10 protein-coding genes are annotated in these 13,718 nt (G+C 39.6%); 5 read left to right on the top strand and 5 right to left on the bottom strand.

The annotated features are described in order from the left end of the window. Positions 1 to 73: 73 nt before the first annotated feature. Positions 74 to 1,882 (top strand): translational GTPase TypA, encoded by a 1,809-nt coding sequence (gene typA / locus J4N24_RS11240; protein ID WP_207533783.1) that lies wholly within the window; start codon positions 74 to 76, stop codon positions 1,880 to 1,882. Positions 1,883 to 1,934: 52 nt separating this feature from the next. Here the strand turns inward: typA and J4N24_RS11235 are convergent, their stop codons facing one another. Then, entirely contained in the window at positions 1,935 to 3,425 is a 1,491-nt protein-coding gene (locus J4N24_RS11235) for a lipopolysaccharide biosynthesis protein (RefSeq protein ID WP_207533782.1), read from the bottom strand. 51 nt (positions 3,426 to 3,476) lie between these two features. On the opposite strand from J4N24_RS11235, the gene J4N24_RS11230 reads away from it, so the two are divergent. From J4N24_RS11230 to J4N24_RS25880, 4 genes are read left to right on the top strand one after another with little or no spacing between them, the layout of a single operon-like run. After that, complete coding sequence (locus J4N24_RS11230; RefSeq protein ID WP_207533781.1) at positions 3,477 to 4,478, top strand: glycosyltransferase; 1,002 nt, start codon at positions 3,477 to 3,479, stop codon at positions 4,476 to 4,478. Between the two features lies 1 nt (position 4,479). Beyond that, on the top strand, positions 4,480 to 5,202 hold the full coding sequence (locus J4N24_RS11225) for a class I SAM-dependent methyltransferase (protein ID WP_207533780.1): 723 nt from the start codon (positions 4,480 to 4,482) through the stop codon (positions 5,200 to 5,202). Positions 5,203 to 5,212: 10 nt separating this feature from the next. Then, positions 5,213 to 6,109, top strand: coding sequence for a glycosyltransferase family protein (locus J4N24_RS11220; protein ID WP_207533779.1), 897 nt, complete (start codon positions 5,213 to 5,215; stop codon positions 6,107 to 6,109). 13 nt (positions 6,110 to 6,122) lie between these two features. After that, positions 6,123 to 8,144, top strand: coding sequence for a glycosyltransferase (locus J4N24_RS25880; RefSeq protein ID WP_207533778.1), 2,022 nt, complete (start codon positions 6,123 to 6,125; stop codon positions 8,142 to 8,144). 53 nt (positions 8,145 to 8,197) lie between these two features. On the opposite strand, the gene J4N24_RS11210 is transcribed toward J4N24_RS25880, so the two are convergent. The 4 genes from J4N24_RS11210 to uvrB all read right to left on the bottom strand — a co-directional run bounded on the left by J4N24_RS11210 (position 8,198) and on the right by uvrB (position 13,512). Next, positions 8,198 to 10,654 (bottom strand): YfhO family protein, encoded by a 2,457-nt coding sequence (locus J4N24_RS11210; protein ID WP_207533777.1) that lies wholly within the window; start codon positions 10,652 to 10,654, stop codon positions 8,198 to 8,200. Positions 10,655 to 10,844: 190 nt separating this feature from the next. Then, the gene (locus tag J4N24_RS11205) at positions 10,845 to 11,108 is read right to left on the bottom strand and encodes a DUF4834 family protein (RefSeq protein WP_207533776.1); all 264 of its coding nucleotides are present in this window, start codon (positions 11,106 to 11,108) and stop codon (positions 10,845 to 10,847) included. A 111-nt stretch (positions 11,109 to 11,219) separates the two neighbouring features. Further along, positions 11,220 to 11,420 carry a YwbE family protein gene (locus tag J4N24_RS11200; protein ID WP_207533775.1) on the bottom strand — a complete coding sequence of 67 codons (201 nt, stop codon included), beginning with the start codon at positions 11,418 to 11,420 and terminating at the stop codon, positions 11,220 to 11,222. Positions 11,421 to 11,466: 46 nt separating this feature from the next. Next, positions 11,467 to 13,512 (bottom strand): excinuclease ABC subunit UvrB, encoded by a 2,046-nt coding sequence (gene uvrB, locus J4N24_RS11195; RefSeq protein ID WP_207533774.1) that lies wholly within the window; start codon positions 13,510 to 13,512, stop codon positions 11,467 to 11,469. Between the last annotated feature and the right edge of the window lie 206 nt (positions 13,513 to 13,718).

Below are 13,718 nucleotides of genomic sequence, written 5' to 3'. Positions count from 1 at the left end.
TTTCAAGTTTATAAATACAAGGAAATACAAAAATAAAACGCTACCTTTGCGCAAATTTTGAGAAGCATTTTTCATGCAGAATATTAGAAACATTGCGATTATCGCACACGTTGACCACGGTAAAACTACTCTGGTTGATAAGATTTTACACTCATGTGCAATTTTCAGGGACAATCAGGAGACTGGTGAATTGATCCTTGACAACAATGATTTGGAGCGTGAACGTGGTATTACCATCGTTTCAAAGAACGTGTCTGTAAAATATAAAGACGTTAAAATTAACATCATAGATACTCCGGGCCACGCCGACTTTGGTGGCGAGGTGGAACGTGTATTGAAAATGGCCGACGGAGTATTACTACTTTGTGATGCTTTTGAAGGTGCGATGCCACAAACTCGTTTCGTAACACAGAAGGCTCTTTCCCTTGGATTGAAACCCATTGTGGTGGTAAACAAGGTAGACAAAGAGAACTGTCGCCCGGAAGAAGTTTATGAGCAGATCTTCGAACTGTTCTTTAACCTTGATGCAACTGAAGAGCAATTGGATTTTCCGGTTGTTTACGGATCGTCTAAGCAAGGTTGGATGAACACAGATTGGAAAACGCCGACTGACAACATCTTCCCTCTAATGGATGCTATCCTGGCGAATATTCCGCCTGCTCCGGTATTTGAAGGTACTCTTCAAATGCAGATTACATCTCTGGATTATTCTTCATTCGTTGGTCGTATTGCGATCGGTCGTGTTGCACGTGGAGTGATAAAAGAGAATCAGCCAGTATCTCTGGTTAAAAGAGATGGTAAGGTTGTAAAAAGCCGGATCAAAGAACTTTATACTTTCGAAGGTTTAGGAAAAGTTAGAGTTCAGGAAGTAGGTTCTGGTGATATTTGTGCAGTTGTTGGTATTGAAGGTTTTGACATTGGTGATACAATTGCTGATTTTGAAAATCCTGAGCAATTAGAAGTTATCAAAATCGATGAACCAACCATGAATATGTTGTTCACGATAAACAATTCCCCATTCTTTGGTAAAGAGGGTAAATTTGTAACCTCTCAACGTCTGCGCGAGCGTTTATACAAGGAAACCGAAAAGAACCTTGCATTAAAGGTTGTTGAAACTGAGTCTCCTGATGCTTACCTGGTTTACGGAAGAGGTATTCTTCACTTGTCTGTATTGATCGAAACTATGCGTCGTGAAGGATATGAGTTACAAGTAGGACAACCACAGGTTATCGTTAAAGAAATCGATGGGGTTAAATGTGAGCCTGTTGAGACTTTGATCGTTGACGTACCAGGAGATGTTGCAGGTAAAGTTATTGAACTGGTTACTCAACGTAAAGGTGAATTACTGATCATGGAACCAAAAGGAGATCTTCAGCATCTTGAATTTGAAATTCCATCCCGCGGGATCATTGGACTGAGAAACAATGTTCTTACCGCGACAGCGGGTGAGGCTATCATGGCGCACCGCTTCAAAGCATATGAGCCGTGGAAAGGTCAGATCCCTGGAAGATTAAACGGAGTACTGGTATCGATGGAGAAAGGCTCTTCGACAGCTTATTCTATTGATAAACTACAGGATCGCGGCCGTTTCTTTGTTGACCCGGGAGCTGAAGTTTATGAAGGCCAAATCCTTGGGGAGCATATCCGCGATAATGACCTGGTGATAAATATTGTAAAAGGAAAGCAGTTGACTAACATGCGTGCATCAGGAACAGATGACAACACGCGTATTGCACCTGCCATCAAATTCTCTCTGGAAGAAGCAATGGAATATATCCAGGCTGACGAGTACATAGAAGTAACTCCTCAAAGCATGCGTTTACGTAAAATCTATCTGACAGAAAACGAGCGTAAGATCAACGCAAAGAGATTTGCACAATAAGATAGCAGTAATTATTGCGAATAAAAAATAGGCCAGACTGTAAAAGCTTGGCCTATTTTTTTTTGATGTAATCAAGACCTCTTGCCAATACCGAATCAGCGATGTTATTAATGTCTTCGGAGACTCTGGTAAAATAAATGCCAGCGCCATAAAGTATTGACACTACAATTGCTTTGCTAACCGAATCTAAGTAAGGGTTGCCGATGTCGGGTATGGATACAGTGATGTAGTATACTATAACTCCTATTACAAAAATAATTGGAAAACCCTTAGTATAGGGCTGCATTTCAAAGGCTTTATAAATAAAGATCAACCTAAACAAGTTGAAGACAAAATAAGTACCAGCAACTGCCATAGCAGCACCTGTAATCCCGAAGGGAGGGATTAAAAGTAAGTTGAGGAGAATAGTTACCCCCACAAGTACCAGATAAAATAAAGAGTCGTACTTGAAATATCTTGACGTAGCGAGTATTACTCCATTTATCCCCGTTGCTGAGTCTATTATACTTGCCAACCCTATGTAAAACACCACATATTTACCTGCCGCATATTCTGGAGGAAGAACCTTAAAAATGTTATCAATATTGACCCAGATAATCGTAAAGATAAAAACTGCAGCAATAGATTGATTAGAACAACTTTTCCTGTATATCATCCGGATATTAGCCAAATCATTACTTTTCCAAGACTCAGAAACAACTGTATAGGCGATACTATACAACGATCTTGCAGGCAATGTGATTACTGTACCAAAATAAAGTGCTATAGAATAAATTCCTGTACTGTCTAACCCGAACTTACCATTGATCATAAATTTATCTATATTTTCTACTATTAGGGGAGCAGACCCTGTTAGAATAGCAAAAAGACTTATAGAGACCAGCTTCTTTCTCAGATCTTGATCTATAAACTGGAAATCTGATTTCAGGTTCAACTGCTTCCTCTTGTACAATTTCCAAGCTAGCAGAACGGTTGGTATAAGGTTAGCGAGCAGCCACAGGGGCATAAAAACACGAAACTCAACAAACCTGAAGGCAACGAATAATACTGCCAAAAGGATAAAAACCCTTTTCGCAAACTCTCGCAGAACTCTTCCTGACACAGTATCATACAAACGTTGAGCATAAAGGTCGAAGACGTTAAAATACAAGGTAAACAGAGTTAAGGGAATTAAATACCAATAATATTCTTTAAAAATATCTGAATCTTGTGCCTCCTGATTAATAATCTCGTCTTTTAGAAATACAGCAATTACAGTAAACAATACAAAACCGATAAAACCAACAAGGCAGAACAAGAAAAGGTAGCCGTGATGGTTATTCTTCTCATCTCTAAAGTGAGGAAAATAGCGAGTGGTGCCATTAAACCCTAGAATAGCAAATTGCGCAAACATGAGCGACGATGAAGAAAGGATACTTGTTAGCCCTACTTCTTCTGGTGAGAGGACCCACGGCTGTAATATGCTTGTAGTAAAAAAACCTATTAAGATACCAAGGTACGAGTAGAACGCACCTTTAACAGTTTGCTGTTGAATAATTCCCATCCAATAATTGAAAATCGCACCTTCAAAATTTTAATTTATTTTTGGCGCTACATGGCAAAGATAGAATATAAAGTTTGCGTGGTGACAGTGACCTATGGTGATAGATGGAAATTTCTGGAACAAGTTCTGAAAAGAGCTTTAGAATCAGAGATAGTAACCAATATTGTTGTAGTAGATAATGCATCTGTATATTCGGTTGAAAAACACATCAAAGATCTTGGATCAGATAGAATAATTGTATTAACGCAGCCAGAGAATCTTGGATCTGCAGGTGGTTATAAAAAGGGATTAGAATATGCTTCATCTATCGAATGTGATTTCGTTTTCCTTCTTGACGATGATAATCTACCTGATCGATCTTGCCTGGAAAACTTGCTTGCAAAGAGAAAAGCGGTTGAAAAAATAGAAGATAACGACGCACTATACTGTATGCGCGAAGATCGGAAGCAGCATGCGAAAATAGCCAAAGGAGAAGACCCTTATCGCTTCTATTTAACAACGGACAATTTCCTGGGGTTTAACTTTCTCAAGATTCCTTATAACCAATACAAAAAACTTAAGGATAAGATCCTAGCTAGAAGTTCAAAAACTTTAAAAGAAGCAGCTAAAATCCCTTATGTGCCTTATGGTGGTCTTTTACTTCCTAAATCCCTGTTACAGCGTATCGGATTTCCAGATGATCGGTTCTTTCTTTATGTTGATGATACCGAGTATACTTATAGGATTACATCAAAGGGATATTCTATATGGTTAATCCCTTCCTCTAAAATTATTGATATAGACAAATCTGTTGGTATTGATTATAGAGCTGCATGGTACCGCTCCAGACTTCTGGACCTTTATTCCTTCAGAACATATTATCATGTCAGAAATATGATTTACTTCAATAATCGGTTTGCATTCAAAAATAAAATCGTTTATAGTATTAACAAGCAATTATATTTGGGAGCACTGGCTATTTCAAGTATTCTAACTGGAAAAGGGGACGAATTTAGAAGTATAAAAGGGGCCGTTGAAGACGGAAGTTCTGGAAAATTAGGAAAAAAAGATTAAAATGATTGATATAAAAAGGTATGACATAATCCAGGCCTTTCTGGACAAGATCAAACAAAAAAAGGGTAAGGTTAATTATGTGGAAATAGGTGTGCAAACTGGCTTTTGCTTTTTTAAAATTAAGGCGGATAAGAAAGTTGCTGTTGATCCCAACTTTATCATTAAGCCAACCAAAAAGATTAAAGCTTATCTAAACAACTTTTCAAATTTCAATAATGTCTTCTTTGAATTAACCAGCGACGACTTTTTTTCACAAAAAGCAGATTACATAAAGGAAATAGGCGGAATAGATGTAATATTTGTGGATGGCTTACATATGCATGAGCAAGTTGTGGTCGACGTAGAAAATTCGCTGAGATTTTTGAACGAAGGCGGCGTAATATTGATGCATGATTGTAACCCAGCTTCTTATGCAGCATCAGTTCGTGGCTATTCCCCTATGGAGATCAGAAAAAATCCGCCTCCAGGATGGACAGGGGAATGGAATGGAGATACCTGGAAAGCCCTGGTTGAGTTAAGATCAAGGAGGAAGGATCTTAAGATAGCTGTATTTGATTGTGATTACGGAATTGGATATGTAGTTCCGGGTAAACCGGAAAATGGTTTGGACTTTAATGTAGAGGAAGTAAAAGCCTTAACATACGATAATTTAGAACAGAACCGGGAGCATTACCTTAACCTGAAAGAAGCTAACAAATACAAAGAGTACGTATCTGCTTTATAAGTTATGCCTTATGAAAGCATTAGCCCCAATAGCCCTATTTGTTTACAACAGACCTGAACATACCAGAAGGACAATCAAATTCCTGCAACAGAACTTTCTGGCAAAAGAGTCTAGACTTTTTGTTTTTTCTGATGGCCCAAAACGGGGACATGAGCCTTATGTAAATGAAGTTAGGGAACTATTAAAAGGAATTGAAGGATTCAAATCGGTTGAAGTAGTAGAGCGGGAAAAGAATTTGGGACTTGCGGATTCTATCATTGACGGCGTGACGCGGCTTACGGAGGAATACGGAAAGGTAATTGTTTTTGAAGATGACCTCTTATCTTCCCCTTACTCTCTGCAATATTTCAACGATGCTTTAAACCACTACGCGCTTGAAGAAAGGGTAATGCACATCTGTGCCTATATGTATCCTTTAAAGAATGCCTCTACCCTACCAGAAACCTTTCTCTACCGGGCAGCTGGCAGCTGGGGCTGGGCAACATGGAAAAGAGCCTGGGAATACTTCGAACCGAACATTGATAAAATCATTCAACAGTTTGATTCGAGCAAGATCAACGATTTTTCTATTGATCGTACTATGAACTTCTGGAAACAGGTGAACGAGTTTAAACGCGGTCAGAACAATTCATGGGCGATCCGCTGGTATGCTTCCATATTTTTGAAAAATGGTCTTTGTCTGAACCCTGCGCATTCACTTATTGATAATATAGGCCATGATGGTACCGGAGTACACTCGGGAAAAAACTCTATGTATTCGGTGAGTATAAGCAACCATCACGTTTCATACTTCCCGGAAAAGATCGAAGAAAATCGGGAAGCGTACCTGGCCATCAGAGAGTTTCTTAAACATCGTAAGGGGAATCTGTGGCAAAGGATAGTTAGATTTGCCCGGGAAAAATTTTAATCCTCTGCATTTAATGAAAATAGTTCACCTTAATACCTATGATGGAAATGGCGGTGCCGGAAGAGCTTGTTTAAGGTTAAATCAAGCGTTAAATGGCCAGGAGGGAGTTTCGTCGGAGGTATGGGTTGGGTTTAAGTTTGGCAAAAACCCACATATTAAAAGTTTTCGAGATGGCAAGATTGCAAAAGCAATTGCAGTCTTCGGAATACTTCTGGAAAGATTTATTTCTTCCGCTTATGCAAAGAAACTAAAGATCCCTTTTTCAATACCCGTCTGGGGTATCGATCCGACTACACATCCTGTTGTTCAAGAAGCCGATATTATTCATCTTCATTGGGTAAACCATGCCTTTTTACGACCGCAAGATCTGGAAAAGCTTGCTAGGCTGAACAAACCTATTGTCTGGACGTTTCACGACAGCAATGCGTTTACAGGAGGATGCCATGTCCGCTATTCATGCGACCACTTTGAAAATGAATGTGGTAACTGCCCGATCTTAAAGGCCACGGCAGACAATGACCAGTCCCATAAGATCTGGAAGTCTAAGGAGAAAGCTTACGCGGACCTCAGTTTCACTATTGTAGCTCCCAGCTTTTGGATGAAAAATTCAATAAAACGAAGCAAGCTTTTAAAAGACCGGGAGATCCGGGTAATTCCAAATACTCTTGAAACCTCTGTCTTCAAGCCTTACGGTAAAGCTCATGCCAGGGAACATCTTAACCTACCAGCCAAAAAGTTTATCATGCTTAGCGGATTTATGCCATCTCGTAAGGATTTACATAAGGGCACCCCTTATTTACTTGCAGCACTGGACATTTTAATAAAAAGCGAAGCTTGCCGTGCAGAGGATGTTGAACTGATCGTATTTGGAAATCGTGACGCCGAGAACGTTCCGGCATTTCCTGTGAAAACCACTTTTCTTGGTACAATATCTAATGATGACCAGCTAGCGATCTGCTATAGCGCTGCTGACGTTTTTTTAACCCCTTCCTTAGAGGATAACCTCCCCAATACAGTAATGGAAAGCCTGGCTTGTGGAACGCCTGTTGTTGCTTTTACTACCGGCGGAATTCCGGATATGGTTAAACATCAGAAAAATGGATATCTCGCTGAATATAAGTCATCAGAGGACTTCGCAAAAGGCATTGAATGGGTGTATAAGTTCGCAGATAAAGAAGCTTTAAATAAGACTTCAAGACTAATGGTGGAAGAGCAATTTTCAGAGGAGGTTATCGCAAAAAAGCACCTGAATGTATACAAACAGTTACTGGGCCATGATGTGCCATTTAAACCTTTACTTTCGGTTATCACCATTGTTTATAATAATGTTCGTGATATTGAGAGAACGATACAGTCTGTAATTAATCAAAGCTATTTCAGGATTGAATATATTATAGTAGACGGTGGTTCTACTGATGGCACCATTGAAATCATCAGAAAATATAGAGATCAGATAAGTGCTTTCATCTCCGAGAAAGACAATGGCATTTATGATGCGATGAACAAAGGACTTAAGCTGGCGACTGGTGATTATGTTTTGTTCATGAATTCGGGCGACGAAATATATGATACTGATACCGTAGAAAAAGTCTTCTCGTGCAATCCTCACGCAGACGTCTATTATGGAGAAACCGAGATGTTCGACGATACATGGACAAGCCTGGGAAAAAGAAGACACGAGGCACCTCAGGAGTTAACCATAGGAAGCTTTAAATACGGTATGAGTGTGAGCCATCAAGCGATATATATTAAGCGATCCCTTGCTTCTACATATGACACCTCTTATCAATTAAGTTCAGATATCGACTGGGTCTTGAATGCGCTGAGTAAGGCAAAGAAAGTCGTTAACACCAGGACCTATGTGGCGAAATACCTTGTTGGAGGTATGTCTAAGAAGAAACACCGGCAGAGTTTAATAGAGAGGTTCAGAATTTTTTCCAAATATTATGGATTGATTCCTAATCTCCTGAACCATGTGGTTATTGCTAAAAATCTTATTCTTTACTATTTGAAGAACAAGCGAACAAATGATTGATCACAAAAAAAGGGCAATCTGCAGATTACCCTTTTTTTACGAAGTAAAAGCAATTAAGCTTCCTCCTTCTTTTTCCTACTTTCTTTAAAGCCTACCGCTCCTAAACCAATTATCATCAATATTGAAGCAGCAAGTGATATATTCTCACCTGTGTAGTAAGACGTGGGTTCGAATCTAAATTCGAGCTTATGGTTACCGCCCGGAAGCTGAGCTGCCCTCAAGATATAATTCGCTCTAAAGTAAGGGATTTTAACCCCGTCGACATAAGCGTTCCAGCCCTTTGTATACCAGATCTCAGCAAATACAGCGATAACATCATTAGGCGCTGTGTACTCGTAAGTGAGACGATCAGGGTGGTAGCCAGTTAACGAAATAGAAGCATTAGTAGTTGTCCCTAGCTTCTTCTCGTTAATCAAGGGCTTAAATTCTTCACTTACAATAGCTTCCTTCTTCGGGTCAAAGCTGTTTATTGCCGTCATCTCCTCATCAGCGTCCTTAACATAGAGAACGTTGGTAATAAACCAGGCATTCCCGCATGCTGTTGCCCGATTAACCATCTTCTGAGATTGTCCATCCGGACCTGTAGTGATGACATACTTAGTGTTAAGCATATCCAACACATCCTCATTGATGGCATTATTAAACTGCTTCGAAATAACCTCCTGATACCGTTTCAACTTTGCTGCATGGTATCCTCCGACTGATTTATGAAAATAGGAAGTATAAGCACTGGAAAACGGATCCGTTGTTAAGTCAAGTACACGGTAATCCAATGTCTGATCCCTTGAAATCAACTGATCTACTTCACGAGGCTGAAATACCATATCTTGCTTTTCTACAAATTTGTCATTGTTAAGATATCTTTTGTCAACACTCCAAAGATCAATGAGAACAAGTGCGAATAATAGAATGAAAGAGAGCTCTGATTTTAACCTCCTTTGGATTAGCGCCCAAATTATAGTAGCAGCGATAGCAACAAAAACCAATGACCGTATGGCATCCATTCTGGCCAAACTTTCACGGTCAGAAATTAAAGCATTTGCTACGATATTTGCAATGCCTTGATCGCCGAATGCCTGCGTAAGCTGATCAATGAACGACTGGTGAGTAGAAGTTTTGAAGCTTAGCAATAAGCTCGGAATAACAATTATAATTAACAGGATACCTCCGGTAATGTAGCAAGCAAGCTTAAACTTCTTCAGCAATTCTTTAGAATCTACCTTATCCGCTGTCAGGTCTCGAACTGCCAATACCGCCAGTATAGGGAACAACAATCCGGTTACAGCAAGGATAGATTCAACGGCTCTAAACTTGTTATAAAGTGGAAAATAGTGGAAGAATAGATCAGAGATAAGCGGGAAGTTTTTACCGAAAGACAAGAACAAAGTGAGCACAACAGCTCCCAAAACCCACCATTTTATTCTGTCCCTAACTATTAATAGTCCCAAAATAAACAAAAAGCAGATAGTTGCTCCAAAGTAAAAGGGGCCGGCAGTGTAGCTCTTTTCCCCCCAATAGGTCGGCATTTGTTTCGCAATTCCTGCAGCCTGGTCAGCGGGAACCCCTTTACCAATCAATGCTTTTGCAACCTCTGAATTTTCGTCCAGGTTTCCAACAGAAGAACCTCCGTAAGCATTAGGAACCAAAAACGTAATATTCTCCCCTACTCCCTGGCTCCAGGCGTAAGCATAATCCTTATCTAACCCGTTAGAAGGTTTATCTCCTTCTGTTTTCAGGTTAGACTTACCTCTGATAGACTCTTGTCCATACTCGTAGGTTGTCCAGAGAAGACTTGTATTTACAGCAACACCAATTATCACAGATATAGCCAGAGTACCTACGGCCTTAGCAAAAAGAGGGAGAGTTTTATTTTTAATAGCATGGTAAAGCTCAATACCAACTAGAATCAACAAGGCTATAAACAGATAATATGACATCTGAATATGATTGCTTCTGATTTCCATCGCCATGAAAAAGGCTGTTAATGAACCGCCTAAAAGATATCTACCTCTAAGTGTGAGAATAATACTTGCAACTAGAGGAGCAAAAAAAGCAATGGCTAAAGCCTGGTTTGCATGACCTGCTTCTATAATTGCAAAGTTGTAAGAAGAGAACGCAAAAGCAATTGCTCCTGCTGCTGCTAGCCAAGGCTTAGCTTTTAATACGCAAAATAGGAAATAAGCACCGACAAGATAAAGGAGAACTGTGTCTATGGGACTAGGAAAAACGGCCTTTAAAGATGAAATAACATAAGTGGTAACATTCTTGGGAAACCTCATCCATATTTGGTAGGCGGGCATCCCACCGAACATAGAATTGGTCCAGAGAGGTGCTGTACCGTCTTTCTCCCGGAAATCCATTATTTCCTTTTGCATTCCTTTCGCCTGAAGCACGTCGTGCTGATTAAGCACCTTGCCCTGAATAGCTGGTAGGAAGTAAACGAAACACACTAATATAAACAGTCCGATAATGGCTAGATGAATACCATTTCTTTTAAACCAGGTCGTCATTCTTCAAAAATTGTTGGGTATCAAAAATAGAAAAAAGGATAGATGTACAATGGAATATTTTAGTAGCCACGCAAATAAACTACTGATGGGATGGTACTACAAAAGAATTAAGTGAATGGGCTCGAAGCTACAGTATATTAATAAGTCGAAAAAAAGGTTCTTAAAATGCATTAAGAACCTGTACTGACTTTTATTTTACCTCTTCAAAGTCAATAAAGTCGCCTGCTTTATCAGCAGCCCTGGCTTCCTTATCTTTCGGAGGGACATAATCAACTGATATCTTACCAATAGGTTTTTGTTGCTGGTAATTCTGCTGGCTTTGATATTGAGCCTGAGCGTTTTCCTGAGCTTTGCTAACCACCTTTTGAAACAACATGGGTAAAAGCAGTTTAACGATCTGCTTTATCAGCCACATTACCAAGATGGATATAAATAAAAATTTAATTACTGCCATTTTTAAACGTGTGCAATTTTGACTACAAATATCTTCAGAAGTTTCTGAAGCTATTTAACGTTGCAATTCTATGATAATTATCTTTTATCAGCAAGATCAAGGCCAATCTATTTACTCCTCGTCGACAATTGAAGCTACCCTGCCGATTTGTCCATCTTCGAGTCTTACTTTAATGCCTCTTGAATGGAAGGAAGAGCTAGTTAATAAATCTTTTACGACACCGCGTGTAAGCTTTCCAGTCCTTTGGTCTTTCTTTAATATAATATCAACCTCGAGACCTGGATATATATCTTTTCTATTTTGTCCGTTCATTTTTTTTATGATTACATTGATTGAAATAGGATTACGCCGATTTTTATCAAGGTGCTTTTTTTGCAAATTTATCCTCCATCATCTTTTCCAGGGCAAACATTTCGTCCCTAAGTTTTGCGGCTAGAAGGAAATCCATATCTTTTGCTGCAGCCATCATGTCTTTCTTCGTTTTATCGATCGCCTTTTGAAGCTCAGGCTTACTCATGTATTGGACTATTGGATCAGCTGCAATAGACTCCAACGTATCAGCGCTATCAACATAAGCTTTCTGCACCCCACCTTTAAAATCAACCACAGAAGTTTGTTCAATAATCGCTTCACGGGATTTACCTACCGTTCTAGGTACAATTCCGTGTTCCTCGTTATATTTCATCTGTTTCTCTCGCCGGCGATTTGTTTCCTCAATAGTGATACGCATGCTCTCAGTAATTGAATCAGCGTACATAATAACTCGTCCCCTATCATTCCGCGCAGCACGTCCGATAGTCTGTATCAAAGAACGTTCTGATCGTAAAAAGCCTTCTTTATCCGCATCTAAAATTGCAACCAAGGAAACTTCCGGCAAATCCAGTCCCTCTCTTAACAAATTTATTCCAACCAGCACATCAAATTCGCCCAATCTCAAGCCCCTCAATATCTCAACTCTTTCGAGAGTTTTTACTTCTGAGTGAATGTACCTTACACGAATACCAAGTCTGTCCATGTACTTGGTCAGCTCTTCAGCCATTCGCTTAGTAAGCGTTGTAACCAAAATCCGGTCGCCTTGCTTAACCGTTTGTTCAACTTCCTCCAGTAAGTCATCAACCTGATTAATTATAGGCCTCACATCTATCGGAGGATCTAATAATCCAGTAGGTCGAATCACCTGTTCTACAACCACCCCTCCTGTTTGCTGTAATTCATAATCGCCGGGAGTTGCACTTACATAAATAGTCTGCGGTGCCAGTCGCTCAAATTCCTCAAAGTTCAGAGGCCTGTTATCTAAGGCCGCTGGTAATCTGAATCCGTAATCTACCAACGACATTTTCCGGGACCTATCTCCACCGTACATTGCCCGTATCTGAGGAACAGTAACGTGACTTTCATCTATAACCATCAGGTAATCATCCGGAAAATAATCCAGTAGGCAAAATGGACGCATACCGGGTTGTCTACCATCAAAAAAACGTGAGTAATTTTCAATCCCGCTGCAATAACCCAACTCACGGATCATTTCAAGGTCGTAATTAACTCTTTCTTCCAGTCTTTTTGCTTCCAGAAAGCGCTGCTCTTGCACAAATTGTTGTTTCCTTACTTCCAATTCTTCCTGTATCGCCCAAATGGATTGATTAAAACGATCTTTGGGGGTAACAAAAAGATTGGCTGGGTAAATAGCCATGTGAGACATTTTTTCGAGGGTCTTACCAGTAGAGGGGTCGATAGTCATCATTTCCTCGATATCGTCTCCAAAAAAACAAACTCTGTACGCAAAGTCCATGTAAGGAGGGTAGATATCTACAGTATCTCCCTTTACCCGGAATGTCCCTCTTCTAAAATCAGCTGAAGTACGGGAATAAAGGATCTCAACAAGGCGGTGTAAGAATGAATTTCTACTGATCCTTGTTCCAACGGCGATTTTGAAAACTGAATTGGAGAAGTCCTCCGGGTTTCCCATACCATAAATGCAGGATATGGACGATACAACAATTATATCCCTTCTTCCCGACATTAATGAGGACGTTGTTCTCAGTCGCAGTTTTTCAATCTCCTCATTAATCTGGAGATCCTTTTCGATATAAGTGTTTGTAGTAGATATATATGCCTCAGGCTGGTAGTAGTCATAATAAGAAACAAAATAGTTAACAGAGTTATCTGGAAAAAACTGTTTGAACTCTCCATATAGCTGCGCTGCTAGTGTTTTATTATGACTAAGAATCAAAGTAGGCTTTTGAGTTTGTTGAATAACATTAGCAACGGTAAATGTTTTACCTGACCCCGTTACTCCTAAAAGCGTTTGATAATGCTCTTCACTCCTAACTCCCTCAACCAACTGCCTTATAGCTTCTGGCTGATCTCCGGTGGGCGAATAATCAGATATAAGTTTAAAATCCATGCAATATCAAAGATAAGCATTATAAGAAATTTGGAAGGTAATTAAAAAGGGACCACCTCGTGGCCCCCCGATAAACCTTATTTAACAATCATGAAAGCCTGGCTTTCGAGGTATGAACGTTAGCCATTGATAATTAGTTTCTTAAAAAAAATAATTGTTGTTTAGTAAAATAATTCATCCCATGATCTCACTTTTAGAAAAGATAT

Source organism: Desertivirga arenae (assembly GCF_017355785.1).
Classification (GTDB): domain Bacteria; phylum Bacteroidota; class Bacteroidia; order Sphingobacteriales; family Sphingobacteriaceae; genus Desertivirga; species Desertivirga arenae.
This window is presented reverse-complemented; position numbering and strand designations above follow the sequence as displayed.

What these genes read in the sequence shown, in the direction of transcription:
- typA (WP_207533783.1), top strand. Translation starts at nt 74, where the DNA reads ATGCAGAATATTAGAAACATTGCGATTATCGCACACGTTGACCACGGT.
- J4N24_RS11235 (WP_207533782.1), bottom strand. Translation starts at nt 3,425, where the DNA reads ATGGGAATTATTCAACAGCAAACTGTTAAAGGTGCGTTCTACTCGTAC.
- J4N24_RS11230 (WP_207533781.1), top strand. Translation starts at nt 3,477, where the DNA reads ATGGCAAAGATAGAATATAAAGTTTGCGTGGTGACAGTGACCTATGGT.
- J4N24_RS11225 (WP_207533780.1), top strand. Translation starts at nt 4,480, where the DNA reads ATGATTGATATAAAAAGGTATGACATAATCCAGGCCTTTCTGGACAAG.
- J4N24_RS11220 (WP_207533779.1), top strand. Translation starts at nt 5,213, where the DNA reads ATGAAAGCATTAGCCCCAATAGCCCTATTTGTTTACAACAGACCTGAA.
- J4N24_RS25880 (WP_207533778.1), top strand. Translation starts at nt 6,123, where the DNA reads ATGAAAATAGTTCACCTTAATACCTATGATGGAAATGGCGGTGCCGGA.
- J4N24_RS11210 (WP_207533777.1), bottom strand. Translation starts at nt 10,654, where the DNA reads ATGACGACCTGGTTTAAAAGAAATGGTATTCATCTAGCCATTATCGGA.
- J4N24_RS11205 (WP_207533776.1), bottom strand. Translation starts at nt 11,108, where the DNA reads ATGGCAGTAATTAAATTTTTATTTATATCCATCTTGGTAATGTGGCTG.
- J4N24_RS11200 (WP_207533775.1), bottom strand. Translation starts at nt 11,420, where the DNA reads ATGAACGGACAAAATAGAAAAGATATATATCCAGGTCTCGAGGTTGAT.
- uvrB (WP_207533774.1), bottom strand. Translation starts at nt 13,512, where the DNA reads ATGGATTTTAAACTTATATCTGATTATTCGCCCACCGGAGATCAGCCA.